Consider the following 16,571-nt stretch of genomic DNA (forward strand, 5'->3'; position numbering starts at 1 on the left):
GGGGACGGTGCCCTTGTGGAGAGTATGTCGGGGTGATTGCGTGGATGCCGTGGGTCATGAACCCGGAGCCGATGACGAGGGTTCCTTCCTCGTGCAGGGGGGGCCAGGCGGGTGCCGAGTTCCAGCAGTCGGGCGGTGTTGTGGGTGGGCATGGACAGCTGAAGGACGGGGATGTCGGCGAGCGGGAACATGGCCATCAGCGGGAGCCAGGCGCCGTGGTCCAGGCCGCGGCTCGGGTGCTGGTGGACGGGCTCGTCGTGCGGCATCATCGCCGCCACCCGTCGGGCCAGCGCGCTCGCGTCGGGGGTGTCGTAGCGCACCCGGTGGTATCGGGGGTGGAATCCGGCGAAGTCGTAGACCAGCGGGGTGTGCGCGGCGGGTGCTGACAGGGACCGCGGCGCGTGCTCCCAGTGGGCGGAGACGATCAGGACAGCCTTGGGTTTGGGCAGGCTCTGGGTCCAGTCCAGGAGCTGGCCATCCAGGGGACGTCGTCGAGCATGGTCGCGCAGCCCCGGCTGGCCGCGGTGTTCGACGGCGTCGCGGGCGAACGCCCCGCGGCCCGCGGCTGGCGCGGCACGGGCACCATCGGCGAGAAGCACGCGATCGTACGAGCCGACTGCGCCGGCCGGGCCGCCACCTTCCTGATGGGCGCCTCCACCGACCCTGGCCACCTCGCCGCCTTCGCCGACGCGGCCGCCGCCCGCCTGGGCTGCGCCCCCATCGCCCCCAAGGGAGCCGCCCGGTGAGCAGCACTGCGGACGAGCCGAACCGATACGAGCAGCCCCTGCCCGCCGAGCGGGAACTGCTCAGCGAACGGCGCCTGCGCCGGTGGCACTGGCGTGGACTGCTGCGTGGACGGGTCCGGCCGCTGCTGGCCGCAGGTCTCGCCGGGATGCTGCTCGGCTCCGGCGGCATGGCCTGGCAGACGCAGGCCGCCGAAGCAGCCTGATGACCATCGAGGACCCGAGGCTGGCCGGGATCTTCACGAGAATGGCGCTATACGAGGGGGCTGGGTGCGCTCCGCCGTCGGCTACGGCGGCCTCAGCCCCAACCTCGGCGTTTTCCGGGCCGGTTGCCAGGCGGGCGAGACGGTATTCGTCGTACAGGCAGACGAGGGCGGGGTGAGCGCGGGCGTGAGTACCCTCTTCCCCCGCTACGTCACAGCCGAGGCTGCCCGCCTTGGCTGCGGTCCGCTGAAGCTGAACCTGCCAGGGTTGGGCGGGAGCCGCTGACTCCCGCCCGGCACCGTGCGGTGAGTCGCCGCAGATCCTGTCGGTCAGGGCGAGGCGGTGGGGGGGGGCGACGGCACTTCACCGTGCAAGCCGTACCGCAGGCCACGTTGGAGGTCGCAGGCTGCCCGATTCGCGACCTTGTTTCGGTCGAAACAAGGTCGCCCAACTTCGACTTCACGGAAGCCCACATCAGCTGGATCCAGAGATCATTCCTGATGATCTACCAGTTCCGGGGGACTTCGAGGACGTCCTTCCCGGGGAAATCTGGCGCGATTTCCTCGAGCACGTAGGGCTCCTCAAGTACCCATTTCACACGCTGAGTTGAGCGTCGCAAACCGGCACCCGGACGTTCAACGCCCGGGCCTGAGGAGGCCTCGCCGCTGGCGGGGCACGAGACACCTGCGCGGCCTCCTACCAGGATGACGAGTACGACGAGAGGCTCCGGGGGCTGTTTCTGGTCAGCCGCGACGTCGACGGCATGAGCGAGTGGAGGGTCCACAACGGCGGCCTGGTGATCGGCCTGTCGGATGGGGATTACCACTACCTCGACGCCTAGCTGGATCACGAAGTCGCGCTGCAGTACTCGCGCAGGTCGACGACCGTCCGCAGTTTGCCGCTGGTGGGGGTGCGCTCGAACGTCTCCCTCCGCACGGTCTCCACGGCGAGGGCCAGCAGACCCTCCGCCCCGGCCGAGGCCAGCTCCGTCACCTCGGCGAGGAGGGCCTCCCGCGCTGTCTCGGGGTCGCTCGCGTACTGCTCGTCGAGCCGGACGGTCAGTACGTCGCGGCCGGAGCCGGATGCGACCAGCAACTGCATCTCACCGTGGTAGCCGAGGCGTTCCTGTGCGGCCCGCAGGATGCGCCGGTAGTTGACGAAGTACGTGCCGACGCGCACGACGTCGCCGTAGCGCCCTAGTAGTTCCAGCCTCGGCACGTGGCTGCCGCACGTGCACGCGCCCTCCACCGCTCGGCCCAGATCACCGATCTCGTAGCGCTCCAGCCGCTGTCCGGCACGGGCCCGGGAGGTGAAGACCAGCCGTCCCGGCTCGCCCGGTGTCACCGGCCGGTCCGTGTGCGGATCGAGGATCTCCAGCGTGTGGAGATCGGTCAGCACATGGTGGACCGACCCCTCACCCGCCGTGCACTGGTAGCCCAGCGGCCCCAGATCGGTGCTGCCGTACGCGGCGGAACGGATGACCTCGACGCCGAACTCCTCGGTCAGTACTTGGCGTTGCTCAGGGGTGAAGTGCTCTCCGCCGAAGAACACCTTCCTGATCCCGCCGTACGCACGCAGCCGGTCCGCCTCGGCGTGGAACAGTTGCCACAAGTAGGACGGCATGCCGAAGAGGGTGTCCGCCCCGTGGGTGACCAGTGCCTCGACGGTCATGGCGTGGTCGGGACCTGCGGCCATCGGGATCTGGGTGGCGTTCAGGCGTTCCAGAATGGAGAAGAAGCTGATGAAGCTCCCGTACATCCCGCCGCAGTAGAACAGGTTGGCCGCCCGGTCACGGGCCGGGTCGAAGCCGGCGGCGAGCAGCCCGTCGGCTGCGGCGCGCATCTGGTTGTCGTAGTCGTCGCAAGTGAACAATGACAGGGCGGGCGTGCCCGTGGAGCCCCCGCTGCGGAAGTACAGGTGGGCGTGGCGCGGGTCCAGCGAGACGAGAGCGCGCTGCACGCCTTCCTTGCCGAGCAGCGGCGCCTTGGGTGCCGGGGGCAGGACCGGGGGCGCCACCAGGTCGTCCAGGCAGGCGACGGTGCGGAACGCATCGCCCGGCGCGCGCACGCTCACCCGACGGCTGTAGCGCTGCAACGCGTAGACCCCGTCGTGCGGCTCACCCTCGTAGCCCTCCAGCATGGAGCCGACCGGGGTGACCCGGGTGACCCCCGCGGCGAAGAGGGCGCGTGACAGCTCGGCCACGTCAGCCGGGCTGCCGCCCACGGCCGCGGTCTGCAGATAGCGGCGCATCGGCCGCAGCGTCGCCGTGACCGTGTGCCGGGGGAGGGGCTTCACCCAGACGCTGCGATGCAGCGGGGAGGCGTCGAGCGCCGACCGGGTGTCCGCCATGACCCGCCACGAACCGTCGTCGGCGGCGAACACGCGGGTGAGGCCGAGGTGTTGTTCGAGCCGGGCCAGCTGCTGCACGGTGGTGATCTCCGCCTGCTCGGCCGGTCCGGGCAGTGGCGCGCACAGGGCGTCGGACACCTTCGCCAACCGCTCGGCGAACCGCCCGGCGAACGCGAAGACGTCGTCGGCGTCCGGGGTGTCGAGATAGATCACCTGAGGGCTGGAGCACGCCTGCTGTTCGAAGCGGCAGACATCCTCGGCGAGCGCGTCGAGTGTGCTGTCGTCGGTCGCCGCTTCCCGGGTCAGGTAGGCGAAGGAGATGCGGTGCCCCCACTCGACGATCCGGCAGCCCGGCGGTGCGATGTCGCTCACCGCGCGTATGGTGTCCTCTCCGCCCCAGGCGGCGATTGCGTCGGCCTGCCCGCACAGCGCCTGGATCCAGTCCTGCCGCGATGAGGGGAAGCGCAGGGCCACCACGCGCTCGGAGATCAGCCCGGTCGGGTCGGCGGCCCCGAGGGCTGCGAGCAGGTCCTGGGCGAGTGAGGTGTCGGAGCTGCTGGCCTTCAGGACATTGACGTTGCCCGCCAGCAAGCCCTCGACGACGCTCAGCGGTGCCACGGCGGCAGCGTTTCCGGGGGCGATGTGCAGCAGCAGGCCCACGGGCGCCCAGGACTCGTACACCGTCTCACGGCCGTCCGGCCGGGTCAGCCGCTCCGGCCGCAGCCCGCCCAGTTCCCGGCGCAGCTTGCGTTCCAGCGCCTGCCGGGTGAGCGCGCCGGCCAGCTCGGCCGAGGTGGCCGCGGCCTCGGCGGCAGTCAGCTGCTCGGCCAGCCGGCCGTACAGGTCGGAGCCGGGATCGGCCAGGTCACGGCTGACCGCTGCGCAGGCGTCGAGCACCACGTCGGTGGGCAGCGGACGTGCCAGGACCCGCCCGGTCAACTCCGCGAGCCCGGCGAGCCGTTGGCCGGCCTCGGCGTCGTCGATGAACTCGCCCTGCCAGAGGTGAAGTGCGGAGGTGGTCACGACATTCCCTTCATCAGTTCGGCGGCGGCGACCGCGCAACTGCGGTTGCGGCTCACCCCGGCACGGCCGTGCACGGTGAACCAGTCGGTGGACAGCGGGCAGGGGCAGTCCTCGCCCGGGTGCAGCGAGGCGAGGTCGCCCATCACGACGCTCTGCGCCGGGACAGCGGTGATGTAAGGGCTGACCAGGTGAAGAAAGCCGCGCTCTCCGTACGGCAGCGGACGCAGCGTCGCCGTGTCGCGGACCGCGGCGCGTGACCACACCGGTACGTGCAGCCGATGGTGTGCGCACTCGACGTACGGCACGCAGTGCTCGACGGAGCCGAACGTGTCCCGGACACGGTCGCCCGGGATGCCGAGGCGTTCGCTGACCTCGGCGTAGAACACGGCCTTGCCGATCTGCCGGTCGGCATGGCCCTTCCAGCCGCCGCCGAGCACCACCAGTGATCCCTCGGGCAGGCGTAGCGGCGGCAGACCCATGGCCCTCATCCGTTCCAGGGTGAAGTACAGGAAGGCCGGGAAGCCCAGGATGCGCACCGGCACGTCGTCGTCCGCGTACCGCTGGAGCGCCGCGATGCAGCCGTGCACATCGAACTCGTGGCCGGAGCCGGTGTGCCGCAGCGCGTGTGTGGTGTGCCGGGCCGGGGCGAAGTCGCACAGGTAGTTGTCGGTGAACGACGTGCCGAGCTTCAGCGACGGCGCGGGCTCGTAGCTGTACAGCAGGTAGTTGACCGGTTGGTCTGGGGTGATCCAGCCGTAGTGGTCGAAGATCCGGGCCACCATGCGCTGCGCCGAGCGGATCGTCCATTCGTCGAAGAACATCTGCGACTTCTGGCCCGTAGTGCCCGAGGAGGTCAGGTGCAGGAACACCTCCTCGCGAGGGATGGAGAGCACCTCGTGGCGCTTGAAGAAGGCGGCGGGCACCAGGGGGGCGCGCACTCCGTCGCCGACCGTGGGCGCCGGGACCTCGGGCGCGTCCTGGAGCAGGGCGGCGTAGAACGCGGAGCGCTGGGCGTGCCAGGCATGGGTCTCGGCCATCGCCGCGGCGAACAGCTCGTCGGTGCCGGCCGCGTACGGCTCCGCCAGGTCGCACAGCCGCTGCACGTGGCCGAGCGCCGCCGGGTCGGGGACCTCGACGGGAGCGAGATGGGGGTTCATCGGGACACCTCGTGAAGGGGCAGGTAGGTGGCGGTCCAGGCGCTCAGATAGGCGCCGAGGTACGGCTGGAGCAGGGGACTGACGGCCGCCGTCCGGAAGTCGATCTGGCGGCTGGTGCGGGACAGCACCACGTAGTCGTGGAAGCGGTCGTGGATGCGGCGCATGGCGGGATAGACCGCGCTCGGCACGAACCCCGACGCGAGATAGACCTCCAGTGCCTTGGTGTCGGCCAGTGGGAGCAGCGTCTCGGCGTAGTCCGCGCCGGCCCGGGTGACCTTGGTCATCAGTGCCTCCAGCGCGCCGGTCACCGCGGCCGGGCGCGGATGGACGGCGACCAGCGCGCAGCTGCCCGCCACCGGGTCGAGGTCGGCGTACGCCTCGAAGCCGCCGTCGGCTGCCACCAGGAGCGCGTTCGGGGTGTGCAGCGGGAAGAAGCGGTCGTCCGCCTCGGGAAACCGTTCCAGGAAGCGGCGGCGGACGAAGGCCGGGGCGTTGATCAGCTCGATCGGTGCGGCAACCGCGGTGGCGCGCGCCGCACCGCCACCTGGGACGAGCCCGGTGGCGCTGTAGTCGATGCCGATGCCGCTGGAGGCGGCGGACAGCAGCGCCGACAGCCGTTCCGGCACGTGTTCGACGGGGGCGCGGCGGTCCAGCACGCCGTCGGCGTAGCGGGCGAACAGCGCGAGGCTCTCGCAGCCCTCGACCTCGACCGCGTTGGGCATCAGGCCGAGCGGCCGGAAGCCGTTGCGTACGACGACGCGCTGGGGGCCCTCGGTGACGACGCGGACGGTGGCGTACACCGAGTCGAGGTGGCCGGTGGCGAACGCTTCCTCGCAGACGGCACCGGTCAGCCGGGAAGCCAGCCCACCGCCCCGGTGGCCGGGATGCACGGCGAGTCCGACGAGCTTGCCGATGCGGCTGCCCGGATCGGTCTGTACGACGGCGGACCCGACGAGGCCGCCGCGGTGTGTGCGGGCGGTGAGCCAGTGGGCGGTGCCGTCGGTGATCAGGCGGCGCATGACGACCGGGTCACTGCCGAGCGGTACCGGGTAGCCGTGCCCGTACACCTCGAAGTACAACTGCCTTAGTTCCGCGATGTCCTGGACAGCGGTGGGGGAGACGACGACGCTCATCACGCTTCTCCCGCCCGGACGAGGGGCTGCGTGGCGGGCGGCTGGAATCCGTCGGCGTCCGTCCGTCCGCCGACCCACCACAGTGCCAGCGCGACCGGTACGAGACCTGCGCCCTGCACGAGGCAGAGCGTGCGGGCCGTCAGATGGTCACCCAGTGCGCCGAAGACGAGTGAGGCGACGGGGAACGTGGCACCGAGCAGTGCCTGCATGACTGCGAAGAACTCCGGCTTGTCGTCGGCGGGCACCAGCCGTTGGAACAGCGCGACGAACCGGACGCCGATCACGCCGACGCACCAGCCGACGACGGCCAGGGCACCGAACGCCACGGCGTGCCCGGGGGCCAGGCCCGGCAGTCCGAGGGCTGCGGCCATCACGGTCAGACTCACGGTGCCGACGGTGACGGGACGCCCCGGAACGCGGGCACCGGTGAAGGATCCGACGAGTGTGCCCGCGCCGAGGGCGGCCTCCAGCGAGGCCACGGTCGAGCCGGTGGAGTGCAGCACCCCCCGCGTGTAGAGCGGCATCACGACGTAGACAGCGGTGGTGAAGACGTTGGCGGCGGCGAAGCAGACCAGCACACGCCGGATGAACGGCAGCCCGGTCAGGACCTGGCGCAGCGTCCGCGATGCGGGTGCCGTGCCGCTCTCCGGTCCGTGCGCCTGGGCCGAGGTGTGCGGGAAGCGCGCCGAGAGGACCAGCAGGGCCGCGAGCAGGTAGGCGGCCGCGCAGGCGGCGACGACGCCCGGGAGTCCGCCCGCATCGACCATGAGTGGTCCGAGCAGTCCTCCGCCGAGCCCGGCGACCGACTGGGTGGACAGCTCGAATCCGGTGGCCGCTTCGATGTCGGCGTCCTCGACGAGTTCCGGCACCGATGTCGTCAGGCACGGGTCGAAGAGCGCCTGACAGGCAGCCAGTGCCAGCCCCACCGCGTAGATCGCGGCCATCGGCAGTGGCCCTGACTGCGCCAGGACGGCCGCCACCGTGGCCACCGCGCCGGCCACGGCAGCCGCGCCGGCCAGCACCGTCCGATGAGCGTGACGTGCGACGATGCGAGCAACCACGGGTGCGAGCGCTACCGCGGGCAGCGCGCTGACCATGAGGAAGAGGCCCGAGTCGAGCCCGCGGTGCCCGCCGCCCGCGAATCCGACCAGCCACCAGACCGCGCCGACCTGGAACATCCTGCTCGCGGCCTGGGTGAGGAGCTGACCGGCCCAGACCCGGCCGAACGACGCGTTGCGCAGCACGAGGGGTAGACGGCGTGCGCGTGATTCCACCGCGTTCATGAATGCGGCCGTTCGTCGACGACGCGGATGAGCTTGCCCGTACGGGAGTTGACGGCCAGGTCCTGGTGCCGCGCCCGTTGGACGGTGAGCGGGTTCACATGACCGGCGGCGGTCGCGCTCCGATAGAGCGGGCGTTGCGCCAGGACCGCGTTGGCGACGGCATCTGCCAACGCGGTGTTCCCGTCGTCGGCTTCACCCGTCGCGAGCCGCAGTACCAAGCCGTCGCGGCCGTTGGTGCGGCGCACCACGAGTTGCAGCCCCGTCACCTCACCGGCCGTGTCGGCAGCCATGACGATGTCGTGGACGTCCTGGGTGTAGAGGGAGACGGGACCGACCCGCACGCCCTCCTCGGCGCGGCCCAGGATGCGGAAGACACCGGCGTTCCGGTCCACCCACTCGGCCCGGTCACCGGCCGGATAGCGGAGCACCGGCATGAGCCGTCGGCGCAGGTCGGTGACGACCAGCCGTCCCGGAACGCCGTCGCCGTTGACGGGCCGGTCGGTCTCCTCGTCGAGGATCTCGACCATCGTGTACGGGGTGAACACGCGGTGCACGCGCGGGTCGCCGCCGGGCACGGCCTCCCCGAGCAGCCCGGCGTCCACGCTGGCGTAGCCGAGGGAGCGCACCTGCGCCTTCGGGAACGCGCCCGCAAGCAGGGGGAGCTGGTCGCCGAAGAGGCATTCACCCCCGAAGAACAGCAGCTCCACATCCGGGAGTGACCGGCCGGCGGAGGTGAGGCGCTCGGCGAGGGAGCACAGGGTGGTGGGCGTCCCGGCGACGACCTGGACCTGGAATTCCTCCAAAGTGGCCGCGGTGGATTCCCAGGGCGTCGCGCCGCCGATGGGGAGGCGGACGTTGGCCGCCGGGGAACGGTGCAGTGCGTCCAGGATGAAGCTGAAACTGGCGTACAGATCACCCGCGTAGAACAGGTCGGCGACCCGATGGCCCGGTCGCAGCCCGGCATTGACGAGTCCGGCGCCGAACGCCGTGGTGAACTCCCGCCATTCCGTGCGGGTGTAGTAGGAGAACTTCGGCGAACCCGTGGTGCCGCCGCTGCGGAAGACGACCGCCTCGTGGAGCGGGGCGGTCAGCAGCCTGTTGTCGCGGGGCGAGTTGGCCCGCCAGAAGTCCGCCTGTGGCACTACTGGAAGATCCGTGAGGTGTGCCACATGACTGGGCAGGTGAGCGTAGAGCTCACGGTAGAAAGGCGAGTTGTGGCGCGCGAAGCGTACGAGCTCCGCGAGTGGTTGAACGGGCATCAATTCCTGCTCGAAGGCGTGAACCGTCGGAATGGAAATAGTCGACGGCGGTACGACGAGTGGGGCTGCTCCGGCACGGAGGAAGGCCCTGTCGTTGACGAATTCAATCAACGGTGCACCCGCGATGAGCGGAGCATCCTAGGCAGAAGGATATCTCAACATTCGGAACGCGCTTTACGTGAACGGGCCATGTGTGCAAGGAGGTTCAGGTGCGTGGGCGGACGAGCTGTGACTGCTTTTGGTTCCTTCAGAACCAGAGACGCCTGTCACATGAAACCGTCCTTCCATAAGTAATTGTTGAGTGCCCCTCAAGTGACCTTTATGGAAGGATGCCGAGGACCGCCTCGGGCTTGGCCGAATGCGCCGCCGAACCGATGCGCCGCATGCAGCGCGCCCGCGAGGCGGCCATGAGCGTCATGGCGCCGAACACGGAGCCGCCGGGGGCAGGGCGCGTGTCGGTCCATGAAGTGGGCGAAATTTCCGCGTCATTGCAACGCGTCAATAGCCTTCACGATCAGCGCGAGCGTCGGCGCCATGCGCAGCCATGCTGCGCAGCTGCTCGAAGGCCTGCCACGCGTGCGGGGACCAGCTCCACACTGATGAGGTGGCCGTCGTAGACGTGGAAGGTCTCGCGCGGCCACTGTTCTCTTCCGGCCGTCGCCATGGGGACAATGTCGAGGGACACCTGGGGAAGGGCCCCGGCGGTGAGAAGGTGCCCGAGCTGTGCCGCCATCGCGTCGGCCTCGCACACCTGATAGCGCAGTGGCGCCTCCTCTTCGGCGTAGCCCTCGGTCTGCAGGAGGCCGGGCACCAGGGACGCAGAGCAGATGCGGAAGAGTTCTATGTCCTGGAACAGGTGTGGCTCGCGACTCTGCAGTGCCTTGAGGTCGGAGCGGACTTGGGTGCGTCACTCCGTGTACGTCGACTCGGCGTGCAGGGACTCGACGATGACGCCGTCGGCTTGGTCGGCTGTGTCAGTGGCCCGGCACCACAGGCGGATGTCGGTGGCGGTGGGTGCTGGTCGGCGGGGCTGATCTGTTCGCCCACCTGGTGCAGGAACCGAGCCTGTGGTGCAAGGTGGGCAGCCTTCCCTCGGTGGACAAGCTCCGTGAGGTTGTCGCCCGAGGCGACCCAGCTTGCCCATGCTTGCAGTGAGGGCGGGGCAAGGAGGGTTGCTACGGCCGACGAACGCGTGAAGCGCATAGCGAGCGCGGTGTAAGGAAACGCGCCCGCCGGACCGACCGATCCGTTAGCAGATGTCGCCCTGGCAGCGCAAGGTTGCACGTGCTGGTTGGTTCAGGCTCCAGCCGCCGTGACGACGGCGTCCGTGACGAAACCGAGCAGGAGGCCGAGAAGGATGCACCAGGTGGTGAACGTCTACAGCGCGGTCTTCGGGTGTGACCCAGATACGCGTCAAAGGGGCAATGAGTTGATCTTGAAGACCTGAAAGCGTCCGGGCTCATTCGGTTCTGTCGGCGTTCTCGGCGAGGATGCGGTAGACGGTGGCGACCGAGGGCCGCTTGCCCTGATTCTTGCCCGAGGTGATGACTAGCTTTCGGGCGATCTCGGGGACGGGGACCCCGTTGGCCCGCAGGCTGCGGGCGTACGCGGCCATGTCGTCGTCGACAACCTTGGGACGCCCGCCATGCCGGCCGCGCTCGCGGGCGGACGCCTGGCCCTCCAGGGACTTCTCCCGGATGTACTCGCGTTCGGACTCCGCCATGCCGGCGAAGAACGCGAACAGGGCGGCGCCGTGCCCGGACGGGTCGTACACCCCCTGAAGGGGGCCGGTGAGGAGTTCGAGCTGGATGTCGTGGTGGCGCAAGTCCTCGGCGATGGTCAGCAGCTCGGCGGCGCCGCGGCCGAGGCGCTTCATCTCGTGCACTGTGAAGATCACCCGCTGGTGCGGGACGGCCTTCTTGATGGTGCGGGCGAAGTCCATCGCCTTGACGAACTCCGGCCTCACCTTGACCCGGGTGCTGATCTTCTCCGAGAAGACCGGATCACAGCCCGCCTCTTCCAGGGCGTCGAGCTGGCTCTGGAGCTCTTGCTGAGCGGTACTGCAACGGGCGTACCCCACCCTCGTGGGCTTCGTCGCGGCCTCCGGCACTGCGGCCCCGATCGCGGGGCCCATCTCCCACGTGCGGCCGGGGCCGCGATCGGCAGGGGTGCGGACTTCGAGTTCGGCACGGAGCTGGGGGACGAGCATGAACCGCGGGGTGTGGTACTTCGGGGCGACCTTGCCGCCGCGGGTGCGGCAGGTGCTTCCGGCGGGCACCTCACAGGTCGGACAGTTGAACTGTTCGACGACGGCGGCCGGTTCGGCGAGCTCTGGCATGTCGCAAAACCTACCGCGAGAGGCATTGTGCGAAGGCTGTTTTGCGAGAGGTTGTGAGAACGAAGATTAGAGGCAAACCGGACATGGTCCGGCGGGGGCCACGGCCTCTCAGAACTACTCATTTCTGCGAGTACGAAGCGTGACGGCCGTTCCGTTCTACTCCTAGTCATGTTGTCGCACCGGATGGGCGGGGCTGTGGACTATGTTGTGGGGATGATTACCGGGATGGCATCGCGCCGCACACGGATTGGTGACCCGGTGCTCTTCTGAGCGCCGCGCGGGCCAGTGCGGGCCCGCTGCTCGATCGGGGATCTTGCGCCGCTGCGCGGGCTCCGCCTCCGTCGTGTTGATCACAGGCTCGACACGTCAACCACGACAGGAGATTTCATGCCCATCAAGACGCTGCAGATTCCTACTGCGGACGGCCAGGCCGACGCGTTCGCCGCCTTCCCCGATGGTGGCGGGCGGTACCCGGGGGTGCTGATGTACACGGACGGCTTCGGTATCCGACCCGTGCTGCGGGAGATGGCCCGCGACCTGGCCGGGCACGGGTACTACGTGCTCGTCCCCAACCTCTTCTACCGGCACGGCCCGGCTCCAGTGATCGAGCTTCCTGAGCACATCGGAGATGAGGTCCGGCCTGCTGTCTTCGCCCAGCTGATGCCGATGATCGAGGCGCACACCACAGAACGTGTCCTGAGCGACGCCGACGCCTATCTCAAGTTCCTCACCGCTCAGCCCGAGGTCAGCGCCGGACCGGTCGCGGTGACCGGCTACTGCATCGGCGGCCTCCTGGCGACGCGCACCGCCGCGGCCCACCCTGGCCAGGTGGCCGCCCTCGCCGCATTCCACGGCCCAGTGGGAGTCGACGGGCCCGACAGCCTCTCGACGCTCACCGCCGAGGTCCACTTCGGCCACGCCGAGAGCGACTTGACGCCCGAGGCCCTCGGCGAGCTCAACCAGACCCTGGATGCCGCAGGTGTCAGCTACACCTCCGAGATCTACCCCGGCACCATCCATGGCTTCACCATGTCCGACACCGACGCTTTCAGCGCCTCCGGGCTGAAGCGTCACTGGGACCGCCTGCTCCCTCTTTTGGGCCGCGCCCTGGGTAACAGCTGAGGCTCCGGCTCGGAGAATCGAACCTGAAGTACACGGCTCTGCGCCTGCTGGCCAATGCCGCCTGGGGCCGCACTCGCATAGTGAACGACCGGTGATCCACCATGGTCGCAGGGCCGCCCCCGCTAGCGCGGGGGCGGCTCCGGTTCAGGCGGCAGTGCCGAAACCAGCTGCGACTAGGTCCTGCTCACGCAGCGGGGTGAAGTCGACGTCCAGCTTCGGGTCGTACGCCTCGGGCTGGAGGCCGAGCTCGTGCGTGGAGTACTCGCCGAACCGGTTGATGTGTTCCGTCAGGTACGGAGAGATATGGGCCAGGTCCTCTGGGTCGATCTCCCAGCCCTCCTCCAGCAACTGCCGGACGATCTCCGCGATGTCCAGGGCGTTATGGAACACCACGGCGTTCGTGAGCAGCGCGTTGAACTTCATCGCCTTCTCCTGCTCGACCGGGTCGTTGTCGGCGATGACGCCGCGGTTGCCGAACCCCAGCCACTGGGAGAAGCCGTTGAACGCCTCGACCTTGTTCGTCGCTGCGGTCACCCGCCGGCGCAGCGGCGCGTCCGAGAGGTAGCGCAGCAGTTGCACGGTGCGGATCACACGGCCGACCTCACGGAACGCTGTGTAGGTGGCGTTCTTCCGCGAGCCGGAGCGCAGCCGCTTTAGCAGCGTGGACGAGGAGATCGCCCCCTCCCGCACGGAGATCGCCACCCGCATCAGGTGCCGAAATTGCGACTCGATCAAGTCCCAGTCGATGACGTTCTTGCCCGGCTCCCCGAACAGCGCGTCGATGTGCACGTACTCCGTGGTCTTGCTGGGCCGGTAGAAGGTCAGGCCCTTCCAGTTCCTGATCCTGGGCATCAGGTCGAAGCCCAGCAGGTGCGCAAGCGCGAACACCGGCTGGGACTGGCCCTGCGTATCGGCGTGCACGGTGGTCGGCTTGACCTCGGAGGTGTTCTTGAGCAGGCCCTCGATGATGTAGACGGCCTCCCACACCCCGCACGGGATGAAGTGGGTGAACAGTGCGATGTAGGTGTCGGAGATGTGGTGGTAGGCGATGCCGCCCGGCTTGCCGTACCGGACGGACGTCTCGGCGAGCAGGTTGTCGAGATAGGTGTCCATGTGCGTGCCGTCCGCCGCCGCCGTCGTGCCGTCGCCCCACGCCTGCGAGATGTCCAGGCGGGCGTGCGCGTTGACCAGGTCGGCGATGGCCTCGTTCAGCAGCACGATGGAGAAATGCCGGTTCGCCGTGTACGACAGCTCGTGCCCGGAGACGCCGGGGATGTGGCGGGCCGCCTCGTACGGGCCCATGTTGGTGCCCTTCACGAAGGTGGTGATGACGTAGCGGCCGAACGGGTCTTCCAGCTTCGGCTCGTTGCCGGAGGCCGGGCCGAAGCGGCGCCACCACTCCACCCAGTACGCGGTCCTCGACAGAATCCCGATCAGCGTGCGTTCCGGCATCCGGGATTTGATCTCCTGCTCCAGCCGCTTCGCCGAGGGCGTGAGCCCCTCCGAGCGGTGCGGCTTCAGCGACGGGATACCAGTCTCCGGGTCGATGACCAGGCCCTCGTTGTCCGGGTACCCGGCGTCCGCAGCCGCAGCGGCGCTGCGGAGCTTGTCCTCCAGCTGTCGGCGGAAGAACTGCGCGTCGAACTCGGCGGTCTCGCCCGCCTCGCACAGCCCGACCTCCACCAGATAGTCGGCCAGCTTCTCCTGCACGGCCTCCCACTCCAGCAGCTGCTCGGACCAGTCGGCGTACTCCTCCGAGCCGAGAACCGCGACGTCGCCGCAGCGCAGCTCCTCGGCGAGGTAGGTGAAGACCATCGCCTCGAAGTGCTTGCGGACGAACTGCCCGGTGCGGGTCTTGTCGACCACCACCTTGCGCCAGTTCTGGGTGGAGAAGGAGATGTCCACCTCCTTGCCCTCCTCGTCGAAGGCGGTGATGTACTCGCCGCGGGCGCCCTGGTGCCGCTGGGCATGCGCGAGCGCGTCCAGCACCCGCCCGTCCTCGGACGTCGCAGTGAACTCCAGCTTCTCGGCCAGGTCGAACATCACCGCCCGGTCCCGGCCGATCTGCCCATACAGCAGCGGCTCCCACAAGTTGCCGTGGTGAGCGGAGACCTTCTCAATCTGCTCGTACTGCTTGGCGAACCCGCCGAAGCCCTCCACCGTCCTGGTGACCGTGGCCAGACCCCCAGCCTGCACCACCAGGGCCTTGGAGAAGGCGAGCAGGGCCGGGGAGACCTTCCCGCCCAGGCGCCGAGCGATCTCGCTGGCCGATGCCTCTTCGTCCAGCCCTTGAAGGGCCACCCTGGCCTCAGCGGTCATCTCTGCGGCCTTCGCGAACGCCAGCTGGGCCGCGCCGTCGGCGTCGATGTCCTTGAGTACGGTGCGGTAGTTCCCGATCAGGGCCTCGGTGATCTCCCGCTCGGCCAGCCGGATCTCCTCCAGCTCCGTCTTGGCCTTCTTGATCTTCGTGGCGACGCGCTTGCAGAACATCGTCGCCAGGTCGTCCCTCACCCTCATTTGTGCCTTGTGCACCAGGCACGCGATCAGCGCGAGGCGCTTGACCGGCACGTAGTCCCGTAGCGCCGGGGCATCGGCCGCGTCTGCCTCCCCGGCGAAGTCGGTGATCTTCCGCGCGGCGATACCGTCCATCCACACCGCGCTGTCGCCGAGGCCATCCACCCACTCCATACGCTTGGTCAGGCTCTTGAAGTGCGACCAGCTTGGCCCCTTGGCGGGCTTCTTCAACCGGTTGAACAGCGTCGTGCCGTCCGCGTCGCGTTCCTCCAGCAGCCGCAGCAGCTCCGCCCGCTGAAGGGGGCTCATGCGGTCGTGGATGCCCAAGCAGATCGAGGTGTTCACCTCCGTGCGGATCTTCGAGGCCATCTTGTCGAAGGTGGAGAACCCGGGCAGCTCCAGCCCGGCCTCCACCACCTTCTCCAGCGCGATGTTGATCAGGTCCGCCGGCCGGTTCTTCGCCGCGGTCTCCTTGCGGATCGCCTGCTCGGCGATCCGCCGGGCCTCGGCCTGGTCGTACGCCACGCCGGCCCGCTTGCGGACCAAGCCCCGGTGATGTTTCGCGGTCCGCTCCGCCCGGTACACCGGCAGCGTGCCCTCCGGCAGCTCAATCTGCCGCCGGACGAACTCCACCACCTGCTCCGGCACGTCCTCCAGCGCCGGGAAACACCCCATGCGCTGGTACGACTTCAGCATCAGCAGCAGCGCCAGCAGATGCCCGTCCCCGTCCGTCGCCTCTGCCGCCCACTCCAGCTCATCGCGAGTCGGTGAGAAGAACAGATGCAGCTCATGCGCGGTGATTAGCCGCTTGAACCGCGGATATGCGGTCCGCTCGATCGAGGTCACAATCCCGCCCCGGGCCCAGACGACAGCTCAACATCACCACCAACGACACTCGGCCGAATGGGTGACGGGCCGGGCGCTCAGGGCTTCAAGATCAACTCATTGCACCTTTGACGCGTATCTGGGTCACACCCCGGTCTTGCGGGCTAGGGCCGGCAGCTCGATGACGAGGTAGAGGATCGAGCCGGCGGCGAGGCCGAGGAAGGCGATCGACAGGGTGTCGTCGACCAGGTGCTGGCCGACGAGTGTGCCCAGGAAGGTGGGGCCGCCGCCGATCAGGCCAAGCCAGAGCAGCGTGGGCCAGGAGGGGCGTTCACCTTTTGCGGCCAGGGGGGGCGACGATGCCGAAGCCCTCGGTGGCGTTGTGCAGGCCGAATCCGATGATCAGCAGGAGGGTGAGGGAGAGTTCGCCCTGGGCCGCTGCGTTGCCGAGGGCCAGCCCCCCGCGAAGTTGTGCAGGCCGATGCCGGTGGTGATCATCAGCGCCAGCGAGCCCGCCTGGCTGCGGGTCTTCGGCGCCAGTTCGGCGGAGGCGGCGACACCGGGGCCCGCGGGCCGGGCGGCGGCCTCGCGGCGGCGGGCGATCCAGCTGTCGTAGTGGAC

Annotated in this window: 12 protein-coding genes and 1 pseudogene; 4 read left to right on the top strand and 9 right to left on the bottom strand. The window is 69.1% G+C overall.

The genetic code is table 11. The features are described 5' to 3' along the window. Positions 1-164: 164 nt before the first annotated feature. Positions 165-599: pseudogene (locus ACIF83_RS40300) on the bottom strand (dioxygenase); the annotation flags it as partial. On the opposite strand from ACIF83_RS40300, the gene ACIF83_RS40305 reads away from it, so the two are divergent. Together ACIF83_RS40305 and ACIF83_RS40310 are read left to right on the top strand one after the other, a co-directional pair. Then, positions 498-746, top strand: coding sequence for a hypothetical protein (locus tag ACIF83_RS40305; RefSeq protein WP_399734954.1), 249 nt, complete (start codon positions 498-500; stop codon positions 744-746). The pseudogene ACIF83_RS40300 and the gene ACIF83_RS40305 overlap by 102 nt on opposite strands. Beyond that, a complete protein-coding gene (locus ACIF83_RS40310; RefSeq protein ID WP_393484826.1) occupies positions 743-949 on the top strand; it encodes a hypothetical protein in 207 nt (68 codons plus the stop codon). Before ACIF83_RS40305 ends, ACIF83_RS40310 begins: the two co-directional genes overlap by 4 nt. Positions 950-1,793: 844 nt before the next feature. Here the strand turns inward: ACIF83_RS40310 and ACIF83_RS40315 are convergent. The 7 genes from ACIF83_RS40315 to ACIF83_RS40345 all read right to left on the bottom strand — a co-directional run bounded on the left by ACIF83_RS40315 (position 1,794) and on the right by ACIF83_RS40345 (position 11,489). Then, positions 1,794-4,319, bottom strand: a complete 2,526-nt coding sequence (locus ACIF83_RS40315) for an acyl-CoA reductase (RefSeq protein WP_399734842.1) — start codon at positions 4,317-4,319, stop codon at positions 1,794-1,796. Next, on the bottom strand, positions 4,316-5,476 hold the full coding sequence (locus tag ACIF83_RS40320) for an acyl-protein synthase (protein WP_399734845.1): 1,161 nt from the start codon (positions 5,474-5,476) through the stop codon (positions 4,316-4,318). Before ACIF83_RS40320 ends, ACIF83_RS40315 begins: the two co-directional genes overlap by 4 nt. Further along, a complete protein-coding gene (locus ACIF83_RS40325) occupies positions 5,473-6,609 on the bottom strand; it encodes a GNAT family N-acetyltransferase (protein ID WP_399734848.1) in 1,137 nt (378 codons plus the stop codon). The genes ACIF83_RS40320 and ACIF83_RS40325 overlap by 4 nt, the downstream gene beginning before the upstream one ends. After that, positions 6,609-7,892 carry an MFS transporter gene (locus ACIF83_RS40330; protein WP_399734851.1) on the bottom strand — a complete coding sequence of 428 codons (1,284 nt, stop codon included), beginning with the start codon at positions 7,890-7,892 and terminating at the stop codon, positions 6,609-6,611. The genes ACIF83_RS40325 and ACIF83_RS40330 overlap by 1 nt, the downstream gene beginning before the upstream one ends. Next, the gene (locus ACIF83_RS40335) at positions 7,889-9,151 is read right to left on the bottom strand and encodes a phenylacetate--CoA ligase family protein (RefSeq protein WP_393484821.1); all 1,263 of its coding nucleotides are present in this window, start codon (positions 9,149-9,151) and stop codon (positions 7,889-7,891) included. Before ACIF83_RS40335 ends, ACIF83_RS40330 begins: the two co-directional genes overlap by 4 nt. 514 nt (positions 9,152-9,665) lie before the next feature. Then, positions 9,666-9,884 carry a hypothetical protein gene (locus ACIF83_RS40340; RefSeq protein ID WP_399734944.1) on the bottom strand — a complete coding sequence of 73 codons (219 nt, stop codon included), beginning with the start codon at positions 9,882-9,884 and terminating at the stop codon, positions 9,666-9,668. Between the two features lie 726 nt (positions 9,885-10,610). Beyond that, positions 10,611-11,489: a recombinase family protein gene (locus ACIF83_RS40345; RefSeq protein ID WP_399734854.1), complete on the bottom strand. Its 879-nt coding sequence runs from the start codon at positions 11,487-11,489 to the stop codon at positions 10,611-10,613. 387 nt (positions 11,490-11,876) lie between these two features. Between ACIF83_RS40345 and ACIF83_RS40350 the strand changes: the two genes are divergently transcribed. Continuing rightward, a complete protein-coding gene (locus ACIF83_RS40350) occupies positions 11,877-12,611 on the top strand; it encodes a dienelactone hydrolase family protein (protein WP_399734857.1) in 735 nt (244 codons plus the stop codon). A 144-nt stretch (positions 12,612-12,755) separates the two neighbouring features. On the opposite strand, the gene ACIF83_RS40355 is transcribed toward ACIF83_RS40350, so the two are convergent. After that, on the bottom strand, positions 12,756-15,971 hold the full coding sequence (locus tag ACIF83_RS40355) for a Tn3 family transposase (RefSeq protein WP_399734860.1): 3,216 nt from the start codon (positions 15,969-15,971) through the stop codon (positions 12,756-12,758). 460 nt (positions 15,972-16,431) lie between these two features. On the opposite strand from ACIF83_RS40355, the gene ACIF83_RS40360 reads away from it, so the two are divergent. After that, complete coding sequence (locus ACIF83_RS40360; RefSeq protein ID WP_399734863.1) at positions 16,432-16,566, top strand: hypothetical protein; 135 nt, start codon at positions 16,432-16,434, stop codon at positions 16,564-16,566. Positions 16,567-16,571 lie beyond the last annotated feature (5 nt).

Source organism: Streptomyces sp. NPDC085866, assembly GCF_044541035.1.
GTDB lineage: Bacteria > Actinomycetota > Actinomycetes > Streptomycetales > Streptomycetaceae > Streptomyces.